22 protein-coding genes and 2 pseudogenes are annotated in these 23341 nt (G+C 58.9%); 13 read left to right on the top strand and 11 right to left on the bottom strand.

The features are described from left to right. The first annotated feature begins 2 nt into the window (after positions 1 to 2). Both ACTJKL_RS12410 and ACTJKL_RS12405 read left to right on the top strand, forming a co-directional pair. Positions 3 to 1322, top strand: coding sequence for a glucoamylase family protein (locus ACTJKL_RS12410; RefSeq protein ID WP_440852984.1), 1320 nt, complete (start codon positions 3 to 5; stop codon positions 1320 to 1322). Between the two features lie 66 nt (positions 1323 to 1388). Further along, positions 1389 to 3737, top strand: coding sequence for an ethanolamine ammonia-lyase (locus ACTJKL_RS12405; protein WP_411921328.1), 2349 nt, complete (start codon positions 1389 to 1391; stop codon positions 3735 to 3737). Here ACTJKL_RS12405 and ACTJKL_RS12400 read toward each other — a convergent pair. Continuing rightward, positions 3734 to 3976: pseudogene (locus tag ACTJKL_RS12400) on the bottom strand (integrase core domain-containing protein); the annotation flags it as partial. The gene ACTJKL_RS12405 and the pseudogene ACTJKL_RS12400 sit on opposite strands and share 4 nt — an antisense overlap. Positions 3977 to 4278: 302 nt before the next feature. On the opposite strand from ACTJKL_RS12400, the pseudogene ACTJKL_RS12395 reads away from it, so the two are divergent. Continuing rightward, positions 4279 to 4506 (top strand): annotated as a pseudogene (locus ACTJKL_RS12395) (LysR substrate-binding domain-containing protein); the annotation flags it as partial. A 62-nt stretch (positions 4507 to 4568) separates the two neighbouring features. Further along, entirely contained in the window at positions 4569 to 4715 is a 147-nt protein-coding gene (locus ACTJKL_RS12390; RefSeq protein ID WP_440853087.1) for a hypothetical protein, read from the top strand. 110 nt (positions 4716 to 4825) lie between these two features. On the opposite strand, the gene ACTJKL_RS12385 is transcribed toward ACTJKL_RS12390, so the two are convergent. Then, positions 4826 to 5071, bottom strand: a complete 246-nt coding sequence (locus tag ACTJKL_RS12385; RefSeq protein ID WP_440852983.1) for a hypothetical protein — start codon at positions 5069 to 5071, stop codon at positions 4826 to 4828. Positions 5072 to 5489: 418 nt separating this feature from the next. On the opposite strand from ACTJKL_RS12385, the gene ACTJKL_RS12380 reads away from it, so the two are divergent. From ACTJKL_RS12380 to ACTJKL_RS12355, 6 genes are all read left to right on the top strand, one after another. Further along, the gene (locus ACTJKL_RS12380; protein WP_440852982.1) at positions 5490 to 5945 is read left to right on the top strand and encodes an amino acid permease; all 456 of its coding nucleotides are present in this window, start codon (positions 5490 to 5492) and stop codon (positions 5943 to 5945) included. Between the two features lie 49 nt (positions 5946 to 5994). Beyond that, positions 5995 to 7224, top strand: a complete 1230-nt coding sequence (arcA, locus tag ACTJKL_RS12375) for an arginine deiminase (RefSeq protein ID WP_440852981.1) — start codon at positions 5995 to 5997, stop codon at positions 7222 to 7224. Between the two features lie 39 nt (positions 7225 to 7263). Next, positions 7264 to 8268, top strand: a complete 1005-nt coding sequence (locus ACTJKL_RS12370; protein WP_411921332.1) for an ornithine carbamoyltransferase — start codon at positions 7264 to 7266, stop codon at positions 8266 to 8268. Between the two features lie 2 nt (positions 8269 to 8270). Then, on the top strand, positions 8271 to 9233 hold the full coding sequence (gene arcC / locus ACTJKL_RS12365) for a carbamate kinase (RefSeq protein ID WP_411921333.1): 963 nt from the start codon (positions 8271 to 8273) through the stop codon (positions 9231 to 9233). Position 9234: 1 nt separating this feature from the next. After that, complete coding sequence (locus ACTJKL_RS12360; protein ID WP_411921334.1) at positions 9235 to 10728, top strand: Na+/H+ antiporter NhaC family protein; 1494 nt, start codon at positions 9235 to 9237, stop codon at positions 10726 to 10728. Positions 10729 to 10845: 117 nt separating this feature from the next. Continuing rightward, positions 10846 to 11316 carry a histidine kinase gene (locus ACTJKL_RS12355; RefSeq protein ID WP_100673480.1) on the top strand — a complete coding sequence of 157 codons (471 nt, stop codon included), beginning with the start codon at positions 10846 to 10848 and terminating at the stop codon, positions 11314 to 11316. A 169-nt stretch (positions 11317 to 11485) separates the two neighbouring features. Here the strand turns inward: ACTJKL_RS12355 and ppk2 are convergent, their stop codons facing one another. From ppk2 to ACTJKL_RS12335, 4 genes are read right to left on the bottom strand one after another with little or no spacing between them, the layout of a single operon-like run. Continuing rightward, a complete protein-coding gene (gene ppk2, locus ACTJKL_RS12350) occupies positions 11486 to 12343 on the bottom strand; it encodes a polyphosphate kinase 2 (RefSeq protein WP_411926995.1) in 858 nt (285 codons plus the stop codon). A 56-nt stretch (positions 12344 to 12399) separates the two neighbouring features. Continuing rightward, positions 12400 to 14097: a SulP family inorganic anion transporter gene (locus ACTJKL_RS12345; RefSeq protein ID WP_440852980.1), complete on the bottom strand. Its 1698-nt coding sequence runs from the start codon at positions 14095 to 14097 to the stop codon at positions 12400 to 12402. Between the two features lie 16 nt (positions 14098 to 14113). Next, the gene (locus ACTJKL_RS12340; RefSeq protein ID WP_411921337.1) at positions 14114 to 15343 is read right to left on the bottom strand and encodes an HlyD family secretion protein; all 1230 of its coding nucleotides are present in this window, start codon (positions 15341 to 15343) and stop codon (positions 14114 to 14116) included. A gap of 3 nt (positions 15344 to 15346) precedes the next feature. Then, positions 15347 to 15847, bottom strand: coding sequence for a hypothetical protein (locus ACTJKL_RS12335; protein ID WP_440852979.1), 501 nt, complete (start codon positions 15845 to 15847; stop codon positions 15347 to 15349). Between the two features lie 445 nt (positions 15848 to 16292). On the opposite strand from ACTJKL_RS12335, the gene ACTJKL_RS12330 reads away from it, so the two are divergent. Next, positions 16293 to 17432 (top strand): AI-2E family transporter, encoded by a 1140-nt coding sequence (locus tag ACTJKL_RS12330; RefSeq protein ID WP_411921339.1) that lies wholly within the window; start codon positions 16293 to 16295, stop codon positions 17430 to 17432. 45 nt (positions 17433 to 17477) lie between these two features. Here the strand turns inward: ACTJKL_RS12330 and ACTJKL_RS12325 are convergent, their stop codons facing one another. Continuing rightward, positions 17478 to 19235: a hypothetical protein gene (locus ACTJKL_RS12325; RefSeq protein WP_440853084.1), complete on the bottom strand. Its 1758-nt coding sequence runs from the start codon at positions 19233 to 19235 to the stop codon at positions 17478 to 17480. Between the two features lie 147 nt (positions 19236 to 19382). Here ACTJKL_RS12325 and ACTJKL_RS12320 point away from each other — a divergent pair, with 147 nt between their 5' ends. Together ACTJKL_RS12320 and ACTJKL_RS12315 are read left to right on the top strand one after the other, a co-directional pair. Beyond that, positions 19383 to 19661 carry a hypothetical protein gene (locus ACTJKL_RS12320; protein ID WP_440852978.1) on the top strand — a complete coding sequence of 93 codons (279 nt, stop codon included), beginning with the start codon at positions 19383 to 19385 and terminating at the stop codon, positions 19659 to 19661. A 133-nt stretch (positions 19662 to 19794) separates the two neighbouring features. After that, positions 19795 to 20439: a helix-turn-helix domain-containing protein gene (locus ACTJKL_RS12315; RefSeq protein ID WP_440852977.1), complete on the top strand. Its 645-nt coding sequence runs from the start codon at positions 19795 to 19797 to the stop codon at positions 20437 to 20439. A gap of 22 nt (positions 20440 to 20461) precedes the next feature. Here ACTJKL_RS12315 and ACTJKL_RS12310 read toward each other — a convergent pair whose 3' ends face one another. The 4 genes from ACTJKL_RS12310 to ACTJKL_RS12295 all read right to left on the bottom strand — a co-directional run. Continuing rightward, positions 20462 to 20899 carry a hypothetical protein gene (locus tag ACTJKL_RS12310; protein ID WP_440852976.1) on the bottom strand — a complete coding sequence of 146 codons (438 nt, stop codon included), beginning with the start codon at positions 20897 to 20899 and terminating at the stop codon, positions 20462 to 20464. A 367-nt stretch (positions 20900 to 21266) separates the two neighbouring features. Continuing rightward, on the bottom strand, positions 21267 to 21968 hold the full coding sequence (locus ACTJKL_RS12305) for a cytochrome c3 family protein (protein WP_100673471.1): 702 nt from the start codon (positions 21966 to 21968) through the stop codon (positions 21267 to 21269). A 3-nt stretch (positions 21969 to 21971) separates the two neighbouring features. After that, positions 21972 to 22475 (bottom strand): nitrate reductase cytochrome c-type subunit, encoded by a 504-nt coding sequence (locus ACTJKL_RS12300; protein WP_100673470.1) that lies wholly within the window; start codon positions 22473 to 22475, stop codon positions 21972 to 21974. Continuing rightward, positions 22445 to 23341, bottom strand: an 897-nt coding sequence (locus ACTJKL_RS12295; protein ID WP_440852975.1) for a molybdopterin dinucleotide binding domain-containing protein, incomplete at its 5' end; no start/stop codon positions are given. The genes ACTJKL_RS12300 and ACTJKL_RS12295, both read right to left, overlap by 31 nt.

Here is a 23341-nt window from a genome sequence, read left to right as displayed (position 1 = left end):
CCATGTCGGAATTGCTGTCGACCGATCCCGAACTGAATCGAATGCCGACCGACCAGGACCTTGCTCGACTTCAGTTCACCACGCTGCTGTACTATCTGCATTGCACCAACCCGGACAACGGCCTCGTTCGCGACAAAACCCAGACCGACGCTCCGGCAAGCATTGCTGCAATCGGCATGGCGCTCGCGACGATTCCCGTGCTCGTGGAGCGGGGCATCATCATTCGCAGGTTCGCCGCGAAGATAGCGCGGAGACGGCTGAAGTTTCTCCTGGAGTCCCCGCAGGGGCCTGATCCCGACGCGACCGGTTATAAGGGCTTCTTCTACCATTTCCTTGACATCGAAACCGGCAGACGCGTGTGGGATTGCGAATTGTCGACGATCGACTCGGCGTTCCTTTTCGCAGGAGCGCTGACGGTGGCCGCTTATTTTGATGACGATGCGGAGGAGGAGGCCGAAATTCGCCGCCTTGCAAACGCCCTTTACGAACGGGCGGACTGGAACTGGGCCTGCGATCATGGCCTGACGCTTACCCACGGTTGGCGGCCGGACAACGGCTTCATTCCCTATCGATGGCGCGGCTACGACGAAGGGTTGCTCCTATATATCCTCGGTCTCGGTTCGCCGACCTATCCGTTGCCGCCAGAATCCTATACCGCCTATACCGAGAGCTATGAGTGGCGAAACCTCTATGGTCGAGAACTGCTCTATTCGGGACCGCTGTTCACGCACCAGCTTTCGCACATGTGGATCGACTTTCGCGGCATCCGTGACGAATTCATGCGCGAGCACGACAGCGACTATTTTCAAAACAGCCGCCACGCGACATTTGTCCAGCAGGAATACGCAATCCGCAATCCCTTGAACTTTGTCGGGTATGGCGAATACTGCTGGGGCTTCACGGCCAGCGACGGCCCCGGTTGCGCCAGGCGACACATAGACGGTGTCGAAAGGGAGTTCTTCGACTATATCGCCCGCGGCGCGCCCTACGGACCGGATGACGGAACCGTCTCCCCGTGGGTGGTCGTCGCTTCATTGCCATTTGCGCCAGAAATCGTGATCCCGACGGTTCGCAATTTTGCGCGCATGAATCTCGGCATGACGCGGCTCTATGGGTTCAAACCATCTTTCAACCGGACCTATGCCGTGGATAACACCGAGGCCGGGTGGTGGGTCAGTCCCCACCATTTTGGGATCGACCAAGGTCCCGTCGTTCTGATGATCGAGAATTACAGAAGCGGATTGCTGTGGAACATCATGCGCAGGTGCGAGCCGCTGGTGGTGGGTCTGAGACGAGCCGGCTTCTCGGGCGGATGGCTATGAAGCAATCGAACGCCCACAGGCCAACGAAATTGATTTGCGCGAAACCTTCAGAGAAAGGAATTGGCGATGAGCAAGCGCTTGTTCTCTCATCAGCGTGGCGGGCTTACCAGAAGAGATCTGCTCGTGATGGTGGGAGGTGCCGCCACCCTCGCAAGCTACGGCCGTGTTGCTAAGAGCGCTTCTGACGAAAGCACCGTTGTCATCGACGACGTGAAACATGGCGAGGACGTCTTTGCCTATATCGGTCGGATAAAAGGTGGTTTCGATCAAGCGGCTTACCAACAAGTGATCGGCGCTGCGAATGAGTTCAAGGAGGGAGATCATACAATCGGAGTGGGAGCCGAAAATGAGGCGAGCCGGAGAAATGCTCGCGCTCTCCTGGCAAACACGAGAATCCGGGATCTACACCAGCGTCCGCTGTTTGAGGACGATCTGCAGAAGTTAATCTGGCAGACAACGGATCAGGCCAAGTTTGAGAAGCTCAAAGACTGGACGATGGGTCAACTGAAGGAATTTCTGCTGACCGAGACCGAGGAAAAGATCAAAGGTCTCATGAATGGCCTGACCAGCGATACCATAGGCATAGTCCCGAAGCTGATGAGCAACGAGGAATTGGTCTCAGTCAGTCAAAAGATATTCAATGTGATGCCCGGCACGAAGATGGGTTCGAAGGGTTACATGGGCGCCCGAATCCAGCCGAATTCTCCCACGGACCATCCCGCTGACATCATGTGGCAGGTCTTCGATGCCTTCTCTTATGCAACCGGCGACATTGTCATTGGCACCAACCCAGTGGACAGCACCGTCAGCAGCGTCGTAGCGGTTGAACGTGCGCTCAAGGACATCGTCGATACGTTCGGACTGTCGGATGTGATCCCGTGGTGTGTCCTGGCCCACATCGATGTCCAAGCCGAAACGGGCGACAGATTCCCGGGAACAGTTTCCACTATGTTCCAAAGTCTTGCTGGAACAGATGACTGCAACAAGATCTTCGACATCACGAACGAGAAAATTCTGAGCTACGCACGTTCGAAGGAGGGGGAGAGATATGGTCTTTACTTCGAAACCGGGCAGGGTTCGGAATTCACCAACGGCGCAGCGAATGGCGTTGACATGATGGTGCTTGAGTCGCGAAAGTACGGCTTCAGCAGGGCCGTAGGCATCGAGCTCGCGAAGGTTCAGCCCGAGGGTGCATGGCTTCATGTCAACGATGTTGCCGGATTCATTGGACCGGAGGTCTTCAAGAGCCGCGAACAATTGGTCAGGTGCTGTCTCGAAGATATGGTCATGGGTAAGCTCCATGGCCTGACTATCGGCCTCGATATATGCACCACGCTGCACATGACCGTCAGCCTTGAAGACCTGGATTGGTGCCAGGACCAGATTATGCCGGCAAATCCTGCTTATTTGATTGCTCTGCCCACCAAGAACGACCCGATGTTGAGCTATCTCTCCACGTCATTCCAGGATCATGTGCGGCTGCGGGACAAGTTTGGCTTTAAGGTCAATGATGCGATGTGGGATTTTTACAAGCGCATCGGAATCGTTGGCGAAGACAACAGCTACACCGCAAACTACGGAAATCCCCTTTGGGTTTACTACCAGTACCGCCTCGCCAAGGGGGATGAACGTTCCAAGGACGCGATCTACGTCGAAGGCGGCCAGAAGATGCGAGAAGTTGAAGAAAGAGGCGTCGACATTGCGACAGGGCACGGAGAAAAAATCTACGATCTCAATCCGACGCTCGCAGCCAAGGTGAAGAATCTGTACGACGACGCGAAACAATCTCTCTGGGCTGAGCTCACGCCGGCCTTTATCGGCGCGGTCCCGGATGTCGTGCCTGTCCGGACCTTGTCGAAGGACCGCAACGATTACATAGCCCACCCGAGCACAGGTGAATTGCTTAGTCCGGAAGCAGTCCGGGAGATTGAAAAGATAAGAGCTGGCTGGGGAGACGATATGCCCAAAGGGCAGATCGTCATCTCGGATGGTCTGAATGCCAAGGCTATCATGGATGACGGTCATCTTGCGCCCTACCTCGAGGAGATGCGCAGGCTGCTTGTCGAGGCTGGGGTGACGGTGAGCGACAAGAACATCGTGGTCACCAGCGGAAGAGTACGGGCCGGCTACCGCATTGGCGAAGTCCTGTTCGAAAAGGCAGATCCAAACAGCTTGAGGGGAATCCTCCATATTATCGGCGAACGACCCGGGACGATGCACCACGCTTACTCCGTCTACATCACCGTTGCCAAAGGAAGGCGTTGGTCGGAGAAGGGTATCGACCACGACATTACGAAGCTTGTCAGCAATGTTGCCGACACGGCTCTGCCGCCCAAGGAAGCGGCCAGAGAAACCTTGACCATCCTCAGGGAAATCGTCGGCAAAGAGGTGAACGGTAGCCGCCGTTACGGCTAGATGTTTAGTCCCGGCATCTGGTGGAGCGGATTAAGGGTGAAGCGTTCGTGCTGCGACGCCCATGCCTTGCAGATGAATTCGTATGGGGTGAGGCCCTTGAGTGTCTTGAGCCTGCGTCCGAAGTTGTAGGCGGCAACGAAGTCGGGGAGATGCTGGCGGAGCTGGTCGTGGTTCTGGTAGTGGGAGCGCCTGACGGTGTCGTCCTTGATGGTTCGGTTCATCCTCTCGACCTGGCCGTTTTCACGCGCACGCAGCGACGCGTCGAACTCACTCCTGCGGGCCAGGTATTTCTGGCGGAGACGCGGCGCACGCTGCAGCAGGTGGACGAGAGCGTACGGATGGCTCGTCGCGCCGCGTCGGAGGATCTGGCCGAAATCACGCTGACATTCACGAGCGCCGCCCTCTACCTGCGGCTCTGCGCGCCCACCGCGAACGCTTCCCGACGGTTGAAGTCTGCCTGGACGAGCGGTCGACGGACGCGCAGCTCGAAGGATTGCTGGACGCCTCAGTCGATGTCGGGTTCGTCACGCCGCCCTGAAGGGTGTCGGGGCTCAAGGTCGAATTGATCGATCGCGACCGCTTCTGCCTTGCGGTTCCACTTTCAAGTCCCTTGGCCACGCGGAGCCCTGTGGACCCGCACGAACTCTCAAAAGAGTCCTTCGTGCTCTTTCCGCATATGCAGGGGCCAACGCTCCACGGCCGGCTGATGAGTGCCTATCGGCAGGCCGGTTTCGTGCCGCGCGTCAGCCAGGAGGCTCGCCAGATGCACACTATCTTGAGCCTGCTCGCGGCGGGTATGGGCGTGGCATTTGTTCCTAAGGGGCCCGTTCGATGCCGGTGGAGGGTGTGGCGATGGTGCCGCTGGCGGGAATGCCGGATGATCTCACCTGGGATCTTGCAATGGTGTGGAAGCAGCGCGGCGCCCGCCGTGCTTTGATCGCCTTCCTGGAGACGGTGAGAGCGCTGCGGCGGACCTAGAATTCCGCATGTCCGCTGGGGGAAGTTGCGGACCCCGCCGGCGAGCGGCGACAATGCGCACTTGAGCGCGGCGGATGCGATCGCCGGCAGGCGCGGCGCCATCCAGGCGATCAGCAGCGGCGCGGCTCAGCCTCTAATTCAGTGTTTATCGCACCCGTAGCGCCCGGATGCGGCCGTTCTACAGCGACTCTGCGCTTGAGGAGAAACTTGTTGATCGGCTCGAGCTGCCCGTTGATGACGCGCTGGTTGATGTCGATGCCTTCGTAATAGTCGAATTCCGCCGAAGCTGGTACCGGGGCGCCCAGCACCGCAAAGAGTGCAACCACCGCCGTGCGAATTCTCGAGAGTTTGCACATCGCTCGAATCCCTCCTGCGTGTTGGCAGTTCTCCCTTTTATTAGTGACCGCAGCTGAAGTCGTTAATCGCAGACAAGAGGCGGCAGAATTCCTCACACATTTGTGGCGCATGTGGCTTTCGTGGATGCGATAGCAAACGACCAGTATTTCCCAAATGTCGCCGGCCGTGATCTCCGTGGACCTCTGCGCGCCCCAACCATCAGCCGACGGCTTCGTCGACGCGTCACCGAGCGGGAGCTCCCGGGAGAACCTGAGAGCGAATCCGCATTTGTCTCAAATCAATGACATTCACTCTGCTCGTTCCTAAAGTTGCCGCTGTCAAACGGGCACGTCTCGCGCAAAGACGGCCGTCGCAAGGTTAGGCCCGACGAGCTGAAAACGCCTGAATGCAAACAACTGCATGCGATTTGGAGGGGACATGGCGATCGCCCATGAGGGCACCTTCAAAACCGAGGTGCATTCCGACAAACTCACTCTCCTCCCGCTCACAGCTCTTGTCGTGGGCTCGATGATCGGGGGCGGTGTTTTCAACTTGCTGTCGGATATGTCGCGCGCCGCGCCCCCCGGAGCCTTTGCCCTCAAGCTGGCATTGAGCGGAGAGACGTATCAGGGCGTGCCCGGCCGAAGCCGGGACATCGCCATAGGAGCACTGGCCACACTCTACGGCGTCTGGTTGGTTTATGCCGCCGGTCTCAGTTACCTCCTGATGTGCTCGGTCCTGTTCGCCCCCGGTCTCCTCGTCTACGCGAGGGCCAGAAGAGAACAAGGAGAACAGGTGTTTGCCGGATTTGAAATGTGGCTTGCCGCACCGCTCGTCGTGCTCGCGGTCATCGCCGCTTATCTGCTGTGGATCGGAAAATTAAGTCCGCTCTGAGCCTGATCGGTCAAGGCAAGAGAGATTCCGGTCGAAGGAGGAAACGCGCATGCGCAAGTTTGGTGTCCATTCGGAAGTGGGCAAGCTCAGAACCGTCATGGTGTGCAGGCCGTCACTCGCGCATCAGAGGTTGACGCCGGCCAACTGCCACGACCTGCTGTTCGATGATGTCATCTGGGTTCACGAAGCGCAGAAGGATCATTTCGATTTCGTTCTGAAGATGCAGGAAAGAGGAGTTGAGGTTCTCGAACTCCATGATCTCCTGGGCGAGACGCTCGCGGATGCGGATGCGCGCAAGTTCGTCCTCGATCGTCGAATCACGCCCAACGTCATGGGCTCCCAAATCGCCGAAGCGATGCGCCCGTGGCTCGACGAAATGGATTCGAAACAATTGGCTGCGTACCTCATCGGCGGCATCGCTATTGCCGATCTTCCCGAAGGTAGCGGCAAGAAGCTGATGGTGGGCGCCTTCGGAGCACTCGAATTCGTCGTTCCGCCGATTCCCAATACGCTTTTCCAGCGCGATCCCTCCTGCTGGATCTATAACGGCGTGACCTGCAATCCGATGTTCTGGCCGGCGCGGCGCGCCGAAACGCTGATACAGCGGGCGATCTATAAGTTCCATCCGACTTTCAGGGGCGGCGATTTCAGCATCTGGTGGGGGGACTCGGATGATCAGTTTGCAAACGCCACGATGGAGGGCGGTGATGTCATGCCAATCGGCAACGGAACTGTGCTCGTCGGCATGGGCGAGCGGACCACCTATCAGGCGGTGGGCCAGGTGGCTCAGGCTCTCTTCAAGAACAGTGCGGCGAGCCGCGTCATCGGTTGCCTGATGCCGAAGAGCCGGGCGGCCATGCATCTCGATACGGTGTTCAGCTTCTGCGACCGTGATGTCGTGACACTTTTTGCCGACGTCGTCGAACAGATCCGCTGCTACAGCCTTCACCCGGTCGATGACGACGGCAATTTCGAGGTGCGGGTGGAAGAGCGTCCTATGCTCGAAGTCGTCAGCGAGGCGCTGGGCCTTCAGAAGCTTCGAACAGTCGCCACCGGCGGCAACGCTTACGAGGCGGAACGCGAGCAATGGGACGACGGCAACAATGTTGTCGCGCTCGAGCCCGGCGTCGTCGTCGCCTACGACCGCAACACGCACACGAACACGCTTCTGAGAAAGGCGGGCATCGAGGTCATCACGATCCGGGGTGCGGAGCTGGGGCGCGGGCGAGGTGGAGGCCATTGCATGACATGTCCAATCTGGCGAGAGCCGGCCTATTGAAGAATTCCCCATCCTGAGTTTGGCAAATGGAGCAGCATCATGAGTTTCAATCTCCGCAATCGCTCGCTTCTGACGGTGCAGGACTACACACCGCGCGAGTTTCGTTACCTTCTTGATCTCGCGCGAGATCTGAAGCGGGCTAAATATGCGCGTACGGAGCAGAAACACCTGGAAGGGAAAGAAATCTGCCTCATCTTCGAAAAGACGTCGACCCGTACCCGGTGCGCCTTTGAAGTAGCCTGCTCCGATCAGGGTGCCAACGTCACGTACCTCGATCCCGCCGGTTCGCAGATCGGTCACAAGGAATCGTTCAAGGATACGGCCCGCGTCCTCGGTCGCATGTATGACGCCATTGAATATCGCGGCTCTTCCCAACACGGTGTGGAGACGCTCGCCCGATATGCGGGTGTACCGGTCTATAACGGCCTCACCGACGAATATCATCCTACGCAGATGATCGCCGACGTGATGACCATGCGTGAACACGCGGACAAGCCCATCGCCGACATCAAATATGCCTATGTGGGCGACACACGGTCGAACATGGGGCATTCCTTGCTAATCGTGGGCTGTCTCTTGGGAATGGACGTGCGGATATGTGGCCCTCGGTCACTTTGGCCTTCGGAAGAATATCGGAGCATCGCCGAGAAACTCAAAGAGCAATCGGGAGCGCGCCTGACAGTCACCGACGAACCGGAGGCGGCTGTCCAGGGCGTCGACTTCATTCATACCGACGTTTGGGTTTCGATGGGCGAACCGAAGGAGGTGTGGAAAGAGCGAATCCAGTTGCTGACGCCGTACCAGGTCAATGCAGATTTGATGAAGGCGAGCGGAAACGCGCAAGTGAAGTTCATGCATTGCCTGCCGGCTTTTCACGATACCGAGACAACGCTCGGAAAGCAGATCGCCAGCGACTACGGAATGGACAATGGTCTCGAAGTTACAGACGACGTCTTCGAATCCGAGGCGAACATCGCCTTCGAGCAGGCGGAGAACCGTTTGCACACGATCAAGGCCCTGCTTGTCGCAACGCTGGGGGATTGAGCATGCGTGTCGTCATCGCATTAGGTGGCAACGCCCTCCTCAAACGCGGCGAGCCGATGACCGCGGATGTGCAGCGCCGCAACATCAGGATCGCAGCCGAGGCAATCGCTCCGATTGCTGCCGAGCACGAGATCGTGATCACGCATGGCAATGGGCCGCAAGTGGGGTTGCTTGCCCTTCAGGGAGCAGCGTATAGGGCTGACGAGGCCTATCCGCTCGATGTGCTCGGTGCAGAGACCGAGGGTATGATCGGCTACATGCTGGAGCAGGAGCTTGGCAATCTACTTCCGTTTGAGCAGCCCCTTGCGACATTGCTGACGATGGTAGAGGTCGAGGGCAGCGACCCGGCGTTTCAGAATCCAACGAAGTTCGTCGGGCCTGTGTACGAGGCGGAGGAGGCAGGAAACCTCCACCAGGAAAAAGGTTGGGTCTTCAAGCAGGACGGCAAGAAATGGCGCCGGGTGGTTCCGTCTCCTATTCCCAGGCGAATATTCGAGATTCGCCCGATACGATGGCTGCTGGACCATGGAACCATCGTGATCTGCGCCGGCGGCGGCGGTATTCCAACCATGTATGAAAGAGACAAGGAGCGGGTGCTCCGCGGCGTCGAGGCGGTCATCGACAAGGACCTTTGCTCAGCGCTGCTTGCACGCGAGCTTTCTGCGGATCTGCTCATCATGGCGACGGACGCGCAAGCCGTGTTCACCGACTGGGGAACGGCCGAGCAGAAGGCGATTTTCAAGACCAATCCGGAGAAGCTTGGAGCCTATTCCTTTCCGGCGGGGTCGATGGGTCCGAAGGTCGAGGCCGCTTGCCACTTCGCCAGGCAAACCGGCCAGACCGCCGCGATTGGCGCACTGCAGGACATTGGAGCAATCCTAAACGGCGAGCGGGGCACCATCATCAACTCGAGTTTCCCCGACATGACCTGGCATAAGCGGAACATGGCGTCCATGGGGAGCTAACATGAACGAAAACGTCCACGAGGCCACCGTGGGCCCGCAAGGCGGCCCAGTTGCGCCGTCACTGTTCGACGCACTCTTACCCTGTATCGCGCTTGTAATCCTTCTATCGCTTTCCTTCGTTCTGTTCGGCAACGATGCATCATCCGGCCCCAATCAGATCGCCTTGCTGTTCTGCGGCATCGTTGCCGCGTGGGTAGCCTACAAGAACGGGTTGCCGTGGGCAGGCGTTCGTCAGGCTGTGGTCGAGGGCATCGCAGCCGGACTGCCGGCGATACTCATCCTTCTCGCCGTCGGGGCGCTCATCGGTACCTGGGCGATGAGCGGTACCATCGTCTCGATGATCTACTATGGGCTCATGCTGCTTAATCCGACCTACTTCTACGCGACGGCCGCGCTCGTCTGCGCCGTGGTTGCGTTCAGCATTGGCAGTTCCTGGACGGTTGCCGGAACGATCGGCATCGGCCTGATGGGCGTGGCGACCAGCATGGGGCTGTCCCCCGCGATCACAGCAGGGGCGGTCATTTCAGGAGCGTATTTCGGCGACAAGGCTTCGCCGCTTTCGGACACGGTGAATCTTGCGACCGCAACGGCTGGGTCCGATATCTACAGTCACATTCGCGAGTCACTCTGGACCTCGGTACCTTCGCTCTTAATCTCGTTGCTCGTCTTCGCCCTCCTCGGGCGGCCTGCCGATTTCGACGCAACACGCGCGCTCGCCAAGATGGATAGCACTGTGAGTGTGTCGCTATTGTCCTTTCTCCCTCTCTTGCTGGTGTTTCTGTTCTCCATATTGCGGTTACCACCATTCGTCGCCATCTTTGCCGGCGCGCTCGCGGGTGCCCTCGTCGCTGTTTTGAATGACCCCGAGAGCGTCGCGGCCTTTGCCGCCGCGCCTGACCTGCCTTTGGGGCTTGCACTGTTGAAGGGCGCCTGGTCGGCACTCGCCAATGGCTACATTTCCTCGACCGGGGAGAAGTCCATTGATCTCATTCTGACACGTGGAGGCATGTCCAGCATGATGAACACGGTCTGGCTCATCATCACGGCCTTGGCGTTTGGCGCTGTCGTGGAGCACGCCGGCTTGCTGAAGCGACTGGTCGAGCCTTTGGTCGCACGAACCGAGACTGCTGCCGGGCTCATCTCGACCGTCGTGGGCACTTCGATACTTTCGAATGTCATAACATCCGATCAGTATATTTCAGTCGCACTTCCAGGAAGGCTGTTTGGTCCATCATTCGCCTCGCGCGGGATGGCGCCGGTCGTCCTGTCGCGGGTGGTCGGAGACTCGGCGACCGTGACGTCGCCACTTGTGCCGTGGAACAGTTGCGGTGCGTATATGGCCGCGACTCTTGGTGTTCCGACTGCTGCTTATGCCAGCTTTTGTTTCTTCAATGTTGTGAGCCCTTTACTCGCGGTTGCGTTCGGAATTTTTGGCTGGCGCGTGGTGAGAACGAAAGTGCCTGAAGCAAGGCAGGCAAATCCGGCGACCGTTTGAATGAACGTTCTAGCACAGCCGGCCAAGTCGAACACCGCGTGTCGATGCAAAGCATACAGCCATCTTTCTGATGGATAGAGACTTCCGTCCCCCTGAACAGAAGTGGAGTAAAAAGCGATGCCGGAACAGAATAAGGTTAACACAAGTGGAACGCCTCTGAGTGCTGAGGATCTCCGCAAGCAGGTCCTCCAGCGCGAAATGGAGGAAATGGACAGGGATAGAAAGCTCAAGACGATCGAGGAGCAAAAGCATGCCGACTTCGCTGCCGATTTTTTGAAGAAGCACGTCACGGAAGAAGAGATCGCCATGGTGCGCCGTCTCGTCATGAACGCCGTGAAGGCGGGCAAGTTCGAGGCGATGGTCTACAGCTTTCCTTCCGAGCTTTGTTCGGATAATGGCCGGGCGATCAACAGCGGCGACCGCGATTGGCCGGAGACCTTGCAGGGAAAGGCGAAAGAATTCTTCGAGCGCTATCAGACCTACGGGAAGCCGCAGGGTTACAAGCTGAAGGCAATGATCATCAACTTTCCTGGAGGGATCCCGGGTGACGTCGGCTTCTTTCTGAACTGGGCGCCAGACAAGGTCTGAGGCGGTTTTCCGGAAGTGCCTCGTTTCAACGGGTTAGCGCCCTCCTTTCAGAAGTGCGGCTCTGGCACTTCAAGTGCCGAAGCCGCACCTTCGCTGCCAAGCGGGTCACTTGACGAGGCCGCGGCAATTCGCACTTCAACATGTTTTCTTCAGGAAGAGCGGCTTCCATTCAAAAGACGTCCGGTACTGTCCGGCGGATCCTGGTGTCCGAGACGAAGTCGCCAGGCCGCTTCTGGCGCTTGCCGAGATCCGGTTCCTCGAACTTCACCCTTTCGTAGGGGATCGACGAGAGAATATGTGAGAGGCAGTTGATGCGCGCTCGCTTCTTGTCATTCGATGGGACGATCCACCAAGGAGCATAGTCGGTGTCGGTCATCCGAATCATCTCGTCGTAGGCCCGCGTATAGTCCCACCAGCGGCGATAGGATTCAATGTCCATCGGGCTGAGTTTCCACTGGCGCAGCGGATCGTCGATGCGCTGGCGGAAACGCCGTTCCTGCTCATCTTCGCTAACATCCAGAAAGTATTTGAGCAGGACGATGCCGCTCTCGATCATCGCCGCCTCAAACCGCGGTGCGAGTTCAAGAAACCGCTTGGCCTTCTCCTCGCTACAGAAGCCCATGACGCGCTCGACGCCGGGTCTATTGTACCAGGACCGATCGAAGATCACGACTTCGCCGGCTGCCGGAAGCTGCTGAATATAGCGCTGCATATAGATCTGCGTCTTCTCCCTGTCGGTCGGCGCCGGCAAAGCGACGACGCGGAAGACGCGCGGGCTGACTCGCTCCGTAAAGCGCTTGATAACACCACCTTTTCCCGCCGCGTCGCGCCCCTCGAAGACAATGACGATGCGGGCACCGGTCTTTTTCACCCACGCCTGGAGATGGGCGATCTCCTCCTGCAATCGCCCGAGCTCCTTGGCGTAGTCGCCATTCGACCGTCTCTCGACCTCCTGCCTCTCGCTAAGCTCGTTGTTCGCCGGGCTCCAGTGGTTGTTCTTCTTCTTGTTGTCCTTGCGCTTGCCCATCCTTCCCTCCGTTGCTCTCGGTTGCTTTCGAAACAATTTTCTGAAGCCGGACGCCGCTAAGCGGCAGCACCAAGGTTTCCTGTCTCAAAGGCGAGGAGCGCGTCCTCCATTCCCTCGAAAATCATTGCACGTCCGATCTTGTCGATAACGCCGGCGCGATCGAGCATGGCTCGGGCATCGGTGTGCAGTTCCGCTAATCCCAGCGCTATGCCGCGCTCCTTTAGCTCTCCGTGCACTTCCTCGAGCATGGCCGTTGCGGTGCTGTCGATCTGCGGTATCGCGCTTGCATCTATCACTAGCCAGCGGGTATTCGCTGGCAGACCATCGGCAATGGCGGTCAGGCGCGTCTGGATATAGTCGGTGTTGTAGAACAGGAGGCTACCCTGGATCATGCACGCGCCGAAGCCCTGCACGGGTCGTGCCTCGGGCTCGCGATGCAATTTATAGAAGCCGTCGCGGCCGGGAACGCGCCCGAGGAGTGCGTCACGCGGATACATGCTTTGCCGAAGAAGGTAGACCAGCGTCGCTGCGATCGCGATCACGACACCGTTGAGAACCCCGAGCCCGATCGGTCCCCACATGGCGATCAGCGCAAAGACGAACTCCATGCGGCTAACGCGCCAGATCTGCTTCAACGCGCCCAGATCAATCAGGCTGAGCGCCGTCGCAGCCAGAATCGCGCCGAGCGCGGGGATCGGCAGGATACGCAGGATGTCTCCGAGAAACAGCAACACCGCCATTAGGGCCGCCGCCGCTATCACGCTTGCGACCTGGGAGCGGCCACCCACGGCGAAATTCACGGCCGTTCGTGAGTCGGAGGCCGTAACCGGAAACGCTCCAAAAAATCCGGCCGCGATGTTCGCAGCGCCAAACCCGGTGAGTTCGCGGTTCGGATCGACGCGATATCCCCCAAGCGCACCGAAGCTGCGCGCTGCGATAACGCCCGAGCCGAAGCTGACAAGAAAAATCGCGGCTGCGCCGACCAGCAACTCATCCAAAGGGAGGTCTCCCATTTCAGGCAATGTCATTGACGGGAGACCTTCTGGGATGCTGCCGACAACGGCGATACCTCGTCCCTCGAAATCGAAGAGAAATGAAAGCGCAACCGAGAGAACTACAACCATCACGGGGCCAGGGATCGGGGAGCGCAGCGCAGGGGCGACCTGCAGCATTGCAAAGCACCCCACGCCAAGCGCCAAGGAGGGCAAATGGATCGAACCAGCCTTCCTCGCCAGCTCAAGCACGGGCGTGACGAGGCCCTCCGACTCGATAGCAACCCCCGTGAACCTTTTGATCTGTCCGATCAGGATGGACAGGGAAATGCCGGCGAAGAAGCCCGTCAAAATCGGGCGGGACAGAAAGGTCGCAAGCACCCCGAGGCGAACGGCACGGGCGATGAGGCACAAAACCCCGACGGCGAGCGCGAGCAAAGCCGCCGCGGTTACGCGGTCCGTTGTTATGCCCGGGGTGGCGAACACCGCGGCAAGGGCCGCGGCGAGTATGGTCATCGTGGCTGCATCCGGTCCGACGATGAGTTGCCGTGAAGGGCCGAAAAGCGCGTAGGCTACCAGCGGCGTGATGCTAGCATAAAGGCCGGTCTCGGGAGGAAGGGTGGCTATTGCCGGATAGGCGATGGCGCTTGGCAGGCCGACGGCGGCAATGGCAAGCCCGGCAGAAATGTCACTGCGCAACCAGCCCACCTGGTAGCTACCGAGATTTTCAAAAAGGGCAGGGCGGGGGAGGGACAGACGCATCCAGCCGGCCTCCGCATCAATGCCCTGTTAGGACCAGCGTCTGGACGGGCAAGAGCAGGGCTTGCAGCCGGAGGATAGCCGCGTGTACGAGCCCGACCGCGTCGATGACATGCAGGTACAGCCAGCGCGTTGTGCTGATTCCTGGAGTATGCAGCTCTTCGTGATTGCTCGTGTACGCATTGGCAATGCAGCTACTGCCGGGTGGGATACCGGAAAGCTGGCCTTCATAGAGCGGCTCGAGGTAGGTCGTCAGGGTACCGGGGCGGGCCAACTGCTGCGCGTCGACGAGCTGATCCGTCGGGCGGAATTGACCGGCGGCGATCACTTCCTGGACTTCGGTGACCACCATCGGGATGATTGTGAAGGGTTTGCCGATGCAGGTTGCCTCGGCGATCATTCCGGCCTTCATCACCTGGGCCTCGATCTGGCCGAAACCGGCAATTAGGCCAATACGCCGACCGTCAGGCACGAGGATGCCGGCGGAGCGAATCATCGGATTGACGATGTCGCCGGAACGAAGGGTAAATTGCTGAACGGTGCCGGCCACGCCGGCGCGTACGGTCGTCTTGTCCAGTTCCACCTGAGCCTGGGCAAGCGCCGCTTCGGCGCTCGCCTTTTGCGCCGGCAGGAGGGAGGCGATCTTCGTCTCCAGCGTCTGCTTGTTCGAGACGGCCGCGGCAAGCGCGCCCTTGCGGCCGTCCGCGGCGACCTGCAGCCGCTCTATTTCCCGCCTCGCCACAATGTTGGGATTACGCTCGTTCAATTCGACCTGCGTCGTAAGCTCGTTCAGCGCCTGAAGGTAGGCCCCTTCAGCCTGGGCGATCAGGCCGTCCGCGGAGGCCAGCTCGCTCCTCGCCACGGTCGTCTCGGCTTCAATTTCCGAGACGCGCCGCCGTGCTGTTTCGACAGCCGCCTGTTGCTCGCTGTTATCGAGACGGAAGAGCGGGGCGCCGGCCGCTACCTTCTCGTTGGTGGCGACATAGACCTCTGCCACCCGGCCGTTCGACTCCGGCAGGATGGTGATGGTCCGGAAGATTGCGGTAACGTTGCTGGTCGAGGGATGAAAGTAGAAGATCATCGTGATCAGCGAGACGGTGAGGATCACGCAGGCGGTGATGCCGTAACGAAGCTCGAACCACATCGAATAGAGATTAATTTCGCGGCCGATGCGCTTGCCCTGCATATAGCGGCGAAAAAGATAGTCAGGGAAGATGGTGAGCAGCGAGCAAATCAGGAACTCCAGCATGGCTCAACCCCTCCGCCCGATCTTGTCGTCGTGGGGCGCCGGCGCGATTTCGAGCGGCACCCATTGTGGCTCGCTTGTCGTCGGCGACTCCGAAGGGGAAGCTTTCGGCGAAGGCTCGGAGGCAGCCGCTCTCTCCTTCGGCTCACGCGAGTCTATATCTTCGCGTCGTGCTATTTTGGCGAGCGAGCGGGCGATCGACCTGACAGGGGAGGCAAAGTCCGGAAACTCGACCATGGCAAGCAGCAGTGCGGCGATCCAGAATAGGTGGTTGTGGGTGAAGAGTGCGATCAGACCCAAGGCGCCGATAATTTGCAACTGCGTCTTGCTTGCGCCATGTGCCATGTGTTCGGGAAGCGCGTGCAGCCGCAGATACAGAATGCCGACCAGGAAGACCATGAGCAGCACGAAGACGATCATCACATTGAACAGGACGTCCGTTTCCCCCGGCGCGGTGATGAAAGGCGGCAAATGAGTGGTTGCAGCCGGGTGCAAGGAATCTTCCATCTCTGCGCTCCCCTTCTTCCGGGCCGGCAAGAACTCAATTGCTGCGGCGAACGCTTAAAGCCATAGCAGGCAGAAAGAGGCGGGAACCCATCGCCTTGATTGTTCAGGTTTTATGCTACGCAAAAAATGTGCGACCGGCATTGATCGCAATCAATCGTCAAGTGCGACGCCTGTCGGCTCCCCACCACAGGTCTTATCGTCTCCGTCTATTTCTAAACAGCGGCATCCAGTTGCAAAACATGGCGTGACGTATGCTACGGTATGTTACTGCAACTCGGCCACACGAGGCGTAGCATCGTTGGAGCCGAACGGGCGACGGCGGTTGAAGTTCTTGCTAAGAATTTCGTTAAAGTTGCTTTGCAGCAAGTCGAAAATGCGGGCAGCTCGCGGGCGCATCGGCAGCTTACCGGGTCGCTCTTTCTGCTCTTCGAATGAGGGCGCAAGAATGGACAAGGACCCATCACCAACGAGTCCGGTCCGGGACGATCCAGCCGGTCGATCATCGATCGAGGCGAAGATCACGGAGATCGCGCGGATCGGCATTGTGGGACTGTTCGCCTATTGGTCCCTGACTTTGATCGCCCCGTTTGCGATAATTCTTATCTGGTCCGCGATACTGGCTGTCGCTCTTTATCCGGCCTATTTTGCTCTTTCAGTCATGCTTGGGCAGCGGCCTCGATTGGCAGCGACCCTGATCACGCTGGTCTGTCTGGTCATCATCGTCGGCCCGCTCGCGGCGATTGCCATAAGCTTTGCAGAAGGAGTTCAGGCGCTGCTTGCAAGGCTGGACGAGGGTTCGCTGCTGGTGCCTGTACCGCCGGAAAGTATCCGGAACTGGCCGCTGGTCGGCGAACGCATTCATGCTGGCTGGAGCATGGCATCAGACAACCTTGAAGCCGCTCTGAGGCAAATCGAGCCGTCGCTGCTGCAGGCGGGGAGCAAGGTTTTGGGCAAGCTCGCAAGTATAGGTATCGACTTGCTAGGCTTCGTGGTTTCCGTCCTTGTTGCTGGATTTCTCTTCAGATCCGGGGAGCGTCTCGCGGAGACTGCGGAAGGCCTCGCCGACAGGGTGGGTGGAGACAGAGGCGTTGGTTTCGTCCGGTTGGCGGCGGCAACGATCCGCAACGTAGCCCGCGGCGTAATCGGCGTCGCGCTGCTGCAGGCGTTTCTCTGCGCGTTAGTCCTGCATCTGTTCAAGGTTCCCGCACCCGGTGCGATCGCCTTCATGGTCCTCATTCTCTGCATCGTCCAGATCGGGCCTGCGCTGGTGTTAGTGCCAGTGATGATCTGGGCTTGGGTGCAGATGGACTTCGGTCCGGCCGTCCTGCTCACGCTTTTGCTCATGCCGCTCTTTATCATTGACAATGTGATGAAGCCGATCCTCGTGGCGCGCGGCCTTTCAACCCCGACGCTTGTCATCTTGCTAGGGGTGCTCGGAGGTACGCTTTCGTATGGCTTGATCGGCCTGTTCCTGGGACCGATTATCCTGAGTGTGTTCCACGACTTGCTGATGATCTGGATGCGTCCGGATACGGCGGCGGAAAGGGCTATGCCCGCGTCTTCACGATTGCCGCGTGCAACATGAGCGTGGTTGGTCGAATTGGATTGTCCTTCCGGCAACGACCATTGTTCACATTTCCGGTATTGATACACCCGCCTCACGCAACCCCTCGATGAAGCGTTTTTGGTCTTCGGGACGGCGAATCCGTAAGGCGACCTCCTTTCGGATGTTATTGAGGAAGCCTGGCACGTTCGCCTCAAGCCATTTCTGCTCCTCATGCGCCTGGTCCGTCTTGCCGAGCTTTCCAAGTATGGCGAGCAATATAACTCGATAGATTGGGTTCGCGCGAAGGTCGGCCAAGCGCGCCCACCGCTCAGCGGCCACGTAATCGCCGTTGATATAGGAACAGACCGCCAAGGCTGACTCGAAATATCCCACCGGACCGGGGTTCCGCGCCACAGTCTCGGACACGAGCTCGCAGCCGCGACGCCATTGACCGGAAAGCGCGAGCCGGAAACCATATTCGCCGGCGAGTTCAGTGTCGTTCGGATTGATGGCAAACGCGCGCGCGCCAACAGCCAGGGCTGCATCGACTTCGCCACGGAAGAACAAAGTGAGCATTTGCGCCTGCAGAGCGCGAACGTCCTGCGGATCCAGTTCTACGGCCCGCGCTGCCGCCTCGATCGCCTGCTCCAACGATACTGATGACGAAGGTTCGAGGCGGTACCGGAATCGAAGCTCGTCGATAAAAGTCATCGACAAAAGCGCCCAAGCCGTGGAGTAGTTTGGGAATTGTCGAGTCGCATGCTGAAGGCACTCTTGAACGGACCCGTGCGTTTGCGGGTTCAAATCACTGCGATAGCCGTAATAGGCCAAAGTGCAGGCATATGCTTCCCAATCGTCCGGAATCGACTGTGTGAACTGTGTCGCGTTTGCCTGGAAGACGACGCCATAGGGTTGTGCCACAGCGGTCGCCACCGCGGCGGCGGCATTCTCCTGAAGATCGATTATCTTGTGCGTTTCCAAACTTTCATCGTAGTTGCTCACCCACACCACCGATCCATCGGACCGGTGGACAAGCCGTATTCCAAGCCGAAGCCTTCCGCCGTCGATGCGAACCCGCCCCTCCAGCGCATAGGCGGGGTCGTCGGCCGTCTCCGGTGAGTCCCTTGTTTTGTGATGGGTGACGACGATGATCTCCTTGAACCTGGCGATCTTTCCAACGACCTCGTCGGCAAGCCCTCGTGTGATCATGGCTGACTGCGGTGTTCCGGAGAGATCCTCGAATGGTGTGACAATCAGTTTCGGGATGTTTGGCCGAACACGATTGCTGTTCACGGTATTTTCTGCAGTCGTTGTTGGGGGAAGCATGGTGTTTGCGGCGAGACCACCGAGTGCGAAAGCGAGCGCTGCCATCCCGCCCCAAATCCATATCTGCCGAGAGCGCTCAACGGAGGAAATCGGACCCGCGTCCGCGAAGGGGTCGAGAGCGGCCTCGGCCTGTGCGTTGCCGTGCCTTTCGAATGTCGGCACGTAGGCGCCTTTCGGTATTCGTATAACGATAGGGTCCATCCGCCCCGCGACCAGGTAGTAGCGTTCGAGCGCCCGTCGAATACGGCCCGCTTCAATCCGTACGGCCGGATCCGTCTGTGCATCGAAAGAAGAGTCGCGGCCGAAGACCTCGGTTGCGATCGAATAGGCCTTTATGCGGTCCGAGCGGCCTGCGAGCGTCTCCTCAATGACATAGGCCAGAAATTTGCGGGCGCGTTCCGGCGCTTCGAACTCGGTGCTGAACCGAATTCGATCGAGTTGTGCAAGAATTTCCGCGTCCGTGGGTAGAGCAGTTGTGGGGTCGACCCGGACGCCCTGCTGGTCTGCGTGTAGCATGTCCGTCCCCCATGGCCACAATGCAAGATTGTGTCCAGCGGAATTGTAAACTCCCGTATCTTACGTCCGCACCCGACCAAAGGGAATATATATTACAGCGATATATTAAAGTTGTATTTCATTTCGAATCCGGAGGGGAGGAGCGAAATGAACGCTCGATTGGGAGGGAGCGACGGAGAACACGGCCTGGCAGCAGCCTTGCGTCGATTCCCGGCGCGCTCATTGCAGATTAGGGAGTTGTCGATCCGCGATGAGAGTTTCAGGGGGATGTGCGAGGACTTCGCTGCCGCAGAAAATGCGCTTGCTCACGCCGATCAGCTCCCTTTCCATGTTCGCGACGAGCGTCGCGCGGAGTTCAGGAGCCTGGTAGAGAGCCTCGCGGCGGAAATTGAGCAGGCCCTCGGGGCGCCAAGTGGTCCCATCTAATTCGAGCTTTTTCTGTTCACCTGGGCGTCAGAGCCGTGGTGAGAGCGGAGTTCGCGCTCAACGCGCGAACACAATGAAGATCTGCCGTATCGGGTCGTAGGCGGGCGACGGGCATAGTTTGGGAGTCGAATTGATGCACACTTCATTGTTGCCTTCCTCGCGAAGGCTTACGGGCGCCATCCACGTGGGACGGCGCACGCATGGTGGCCTCGAGTCGAGGCGGATCAGCAGCTTTGTCGACGGACAAAGCATCTACTCGTCCGGAGAGAAGGCTGGTCAAGCCTACCACGTAGAATACGGGGCCGTCCGCGTGTACCGCGTGCTTGCAAACGGGAGACGACAGATCCTAGCATTCCATTTTGGGGGAAACTGGTTCGGCTTGCAGAACGAGGACCTGCACCGGTCCACCGCCGAAGCGATAGGCGTCACTGGCTTAAAGAGCGTCAGTCTCCACGAAGGCCCGCACATATGGCAGGGCTTATTTCCTGCGGTGTTGGAGAATTTCGTGTCTGCTCAGGAACACCAACTGGTCATTGGCCGCCAAAGTGCCGTTGAAAGGGTCGCTGCCTTCCTGCTCGAAATGTCGGATCGCTCAGGTCATTCGCATCGGTTCGACTTGTTCATGCCCCGCACTGATGTTGCCGACTACCTCGGGCTGACGATCGAAACCGTCTCGCGTTCGCTTACAAAGCTGAAGAACAAGGGCATCATCAAGTTGCACGGCGCTCGAGGCATTGAAATCGTGGAGTACCGCGTGCTTCAGAACTTATGTCTCTAGTGTTTGCTCGATTGGAATTTTGTCACGGCAGAGGCGAAGCACTGGGCGTCCCAACGTGCAGGAAAGACTTCCCTGCTGCCTTGTGGCAATTGTTGCATTCGGCCGTCATCTTGGCAAAGGACTCTTCAAATAGCTCGTCGTCTTTTGCCCTTATGGAGCTCTCAATCAAATCCACAACATTATTAGTGCCGGCAAGTGCTGAAGCCGGTAGGAGATGAAATCGCGTGGCGGCGCCAAATTCAGCTTTGACTTTTCCAAGTTGGTAGCGGGCCAACATCCAGTTCCTCAGCTTTACGGAATACCAGAGTTTGGAGCGACTGAGCTCAATCTTCGTCATGATCTCGCGGAGAGTTGGAATGTATTCGGTTGAGTCCTGCATAGCTTCCTCTCCTGCAGCGGCGTTGGAGTGCTCTGCCCCGATTGCCAGTAGGGCAACCAAAATGCCCAGCAATGGTCGCATCTGTGATCTCCATAGTCTCTCTTAGAAAGACCAGGGGGCAGCGTCTGGTCCACAGTGAAACTGCCCAAAAACCTGGTTTTCTCGAAAGAGCGCCTCAAAAGCACGCATTGCAGCTACCTTAAGCTCGCGAACCATTGTCGTCGTTGATTGTAATCAAGAGCGGTCGACAATTCCCAGTAAACCGTCGAATGGCCTCAGTTATACCGGGCAGCGCTAAAGTCAGTTAGAATACAGGAAAGCATCGAAGCTTCAGGCACGCGCGCCAGGATCGTGTCCCCATAGGTGTTGTAGCTCGTTCGTAGCGAAGCCGCTCGCAAGCGTTCCATCAGCAGTTTGGAACGCTTCGCGCAATCTTGCGAGCTGCTCATCAGTTTCCATAGGCTACCCTGTGGGCATCATTCATTGCCTTTTTAAGATCGTTGATTGCCGAAGCAGAAGGCATCGTCTCTCCTTCGAGTTCGGGCGGGAGTTTCCAGCCGGGCTCGACGCCCTCCATGTTCGGCAGCTCGTGGGCGATGCCCTTGTGGCAGTCGATGCAGGTCGCCCTGCCCGGCAGCAGATAGCGGGTATGGATTTCTGCGGCGCGCTGCGTCTGCTTCGACAGGTCCATCGCCGGTGACGAGTGACAGTTGCGGCATTCCAGGCTGTCATTAGCCTTGAGCCGCGCCCATTCGTGCTTGGCGAGTTCCAGGCGGTGGTCTAGGAACTTCTCGCGGGTGTTGATGGTCCCGAAAATCTTGCCCCAGACTTCCTTGGAGGCCTGCATCTTGCGGGCGATCTTGTCCGTCCATTCATGCGGCACGTGGCAGTCGGGACAGGATGCCCTGACCCCCGAGCGGTTGGAGAAATGGATGGTGCGCGTCAGCTCCTCATAGACGTTGGTCCGCATCTCGTGACAGGAGACGCAAAACTCCTCCGTGTTGGTAAGCTCCAAGGCGGTGTTGAAGGCGCCCCAGAAGACCACACCGCCGACGAAGCCGCCGAGTGTCAAAAAGGCGAGGCTGAGCGTTGCGGCCGGCGTGGTCAGAATCTTCCACACCCAGAGCAGGAGGCGCTTGATGCGGGCCATGGCCTACTCGCTCCCCGCCTGTTTGACGCCCATCTCGCTCATGTCCCGGAAGGTGTTGCCGACGAGCGGTCGCACGTCGGCCTGCGGCACGTGGCAGGCTGTGCAGAAATAGCGCCGCGGCGAAACGTCCGCGAGCATCTGGCCTTCGCGCGTCATGTAATGGGTGACGCTGATCATTGGCGCGCCGGACTCCTGCGTGAGTTCGCGCTTGTGGCAGGAAAGACATCGGTTGGTGTTGACCGAAAGTTGGTAGCCCTCGATCGAATGCGGGATGACCGGCGGCTGGTCGGGATAGGCGCGCTCCTTGCGGACGTCGTCGACGACCCATTTCGGGATCGGGTGCGCCTCTACTTCGCCCATTTCCTGCGGCGGGCCGGAAAGCTCCGGCACCCGTTTGTCGGCCATTTGCGCGATTGCTCCCGTTGCGACGAACAGGATCGCCAACAGCGCCCCCAGCGTCGGTCCAGGGGTTCTCATCATGCGACAGAGACGATTTTGACCGCGCATTTTTTGAAATCCGTCTGTTTGGAGATGGGATCGGTTGCGTCGAGCGTCACCTTGTTGATCAGCCTACTGGCGTCGAACCAGGGTACGAAGATGACGCCGGGCGGCATGCGGTTGCGGCCGCGCGTTTCAACGCGCGCTCGAATCTCCCCGCGGCGGGAAACAATCCTGACCTCGGCGCCCTGGTTGATACCGCGATCGCGGGCGTCACCGGCATTCATGAAGCAGACGGCACCGGGGAACGCCTTGTAGAGTTCCGGCACCCGCATCGTCATCGAGCCGGAGTGCCAGTGCTCGAGGACGCGACCCGTCACCAGCCAGACATTGTATTCGTCGTCGGGAGATTCCGCCGGCGGCTCGTAGGGAACGGCGAGGATCACCGCCTTGCCGTCCGGGCGACCATAGAACTTCACGCCCTCCCCAGGCTTCACGTAGGGATCGTACCCTTCCCGGTAGCGCCAGAGCGTCTCCTTGCCGTCGACGACCGGCCAGCGCAGGCCCCGTTCCTCATGGTAGCGGTCATAGGGCGCCAAGTCATGCCCGTGTCCGCGCCCGAAGGAGGCATATTCCTCGAAAAGGCCTTTCTGGATGTAGAAGCCGAAGGCCTCCGCTTCCCGGTTGGCATATTCCATATTGATTTCGCTTGCGGGGAAACGGTCGACATTGCCGTTCTTGAAGAGCACATCGTAGAGGGTCTTGCCCCGATAGCCCGGATTGGCGTCGAGGGTCTCGGCCGGCCACACTTCGTCGGTGGTAAAGCGCTTGGAGAACTCCACCATTTGCCAGAGATCGGAACGTGCTTCGCCGGGGGCATTCACCAGTTGGTGCCAGACATGGGTTCGGCGCTCCGCATTGCCGTAGGCGCCTTC

This window comes from Sinorhizobium sp. 22678 (assembly GCF_052044265.1).
GTDB classification, from domain to species: Bacteria; Pseudomonadota; Alphaproteobacteria; order Rhizobiales; family Rhizobiaceae; genus Sinorhizobium; species Sinorhizobium meliloti_A.
The sequence above is the reverse complement of the archived record's forward strand: the minus strand, read 5'-3'. Positions and strand labels throughout refer to the sequence as shown.

Coding starts and splice junctions, on each gene's coding strand:
- ACTJKL_RS12305 (WP_100673471.1), bottom strand. CDS start 21,968: ATGGCCCGCATCAAGCGCCTCCTGCTCTGGGTGTGGAAGATTCTGACC.
- arcA (WP_440852981.1), top strand. CDS start 5,995: ATGCGCAAGTTTGGTGTCCATTCGGAAGTGGGCAAGCTCAGAACCGTC.
- ppk2 (WP_411926995.1), bottom strand. CDS start 12,343: ATGGGCAAGCGCAAGGACAACAAGAAGAAGAACAACCACTGGAGCCCG.
- ACTJKL_RS12310 (WP_440852976.1), bottom strand. CDS start 20,899: ATGCGACCATTGCTGGGCATTTTGGTTGCCCTACTGGCAATCGGGGCA.
- ACTJKL_RS12335 (WP_440852979.1), bottom strand. CDS start 15,847: ATGGAAGATTCCTTGCACCCGGCTGCAACCACTCATTTGCCGCCTTTC.
- arcC (WP_411921333.1), top strand. CDS start 8,271: ATGCGTGTCGTCATCGCATTAGGTGGCAACGCCCTCCTCAAACGCGGC.
- ACTJKL_RS12320 (WP_440852978.1), top strand. CDS start 19,383: ATGAACGCTCGATTGGGAGGGAGCGACGGAGAACACGGCCTGGCAGCA.
- ACTJKL_RS12325 (WP_440853084.1), bottom strand. CDS start 19,235: ATGCTACACGCAGACCAGCAGGGCGTCCGGGTCGACCCCACAACTGCT.
- ACTJKL_RS12385 (WP_440852983.1), bottom strand. CDS start 5,071: ATGTGCAAACTCTCGAGAATTCGCACGGCGGTGGTTGCACTCTTTGCG.
- ACTJKL_RS12315 (WP_440852977.1), top strand. CDS start 19,795: ATGCACACTTCATTGTTGCCTTCCTCGCGAAGGCTTACGGGCGCCATC.
- ACTJKL_RS12340 (WP_411921337.1), bottom strand. CDS start 15,343: ATGCTGGAGTTCCTGATTTGCTCGCTGCTCACCATCTTCCCTGACTAT.
- ACTJKL_RS12370 (WP_411921332.1), top strand. CDS start 7,264: ATGAGTTTCAATCTCCGCAATCGCTCGCTTCTGACGGTGCAGGACTAC.
- ACTJKL_RS12390 (WP_440853087.1), top strand. CDS start 4,569: ATGCCGGTGGAGGGTGTGGCGATGGTGCCGCTGGCGGGAATGCCGGAT.
- ACTJKL_RS12345 (WP_440852980.1), bottom strand. CDS start 14,097: ATGCGTCTGTCCCTCCCCCGCCCTGCCCTTTTTGAAAATCTCGGTAGC.
- ACTJKL_RS12300 (WP_100673470.1), bottom strand. CDS start 22,475: ATGCGCGGTCAAAATCGTCTCTGTCGCATGATGAGAACCCCTGGACCG.
- ACTJKL_RS12360 (WP_411921334.1), top strand. CDS start 9,235: ATGAACGAAAACGTCCACGAGGCCACCGTGGGCCCGCAAGGCGGCCCA.
- ACTJKL_RS12380 (WP_440852982.1), top strand. CDS start 5,490: ATGGCGATCGCCCATGAGGGCACCTTCAAAACCGAGGTGCATTCCGAC.
- ACTJKL_RS12410 (WP_440852984.1), top strand. CDS start 3: ATGTCGGAATTGCTGTCGACCGATCCCGAACTGAATCGAATGCCGACC.
- ACTJKL_RS12355 (WP_100673480.1), top strand. CDS start 10,846: ATGCCGGAACAGAATAAGGTTAACACAAGTGGAACGCCTCTGAGTGCT.
- ACTJKL_RS12405 (WP_411921328.1), top strand. CDS start 1,389: ATGAGCAAGCGCTTGTTCTCTCATCAGCGTGGCGGGCTTACCAGAAGA.
- ACTJKL_RS12330 (WP_411921339.1), top strand. CDS start 16,293: ATGGACAAGGACCCATCACCAACGAGTCCGGTCCGGGACGATCCAGCC.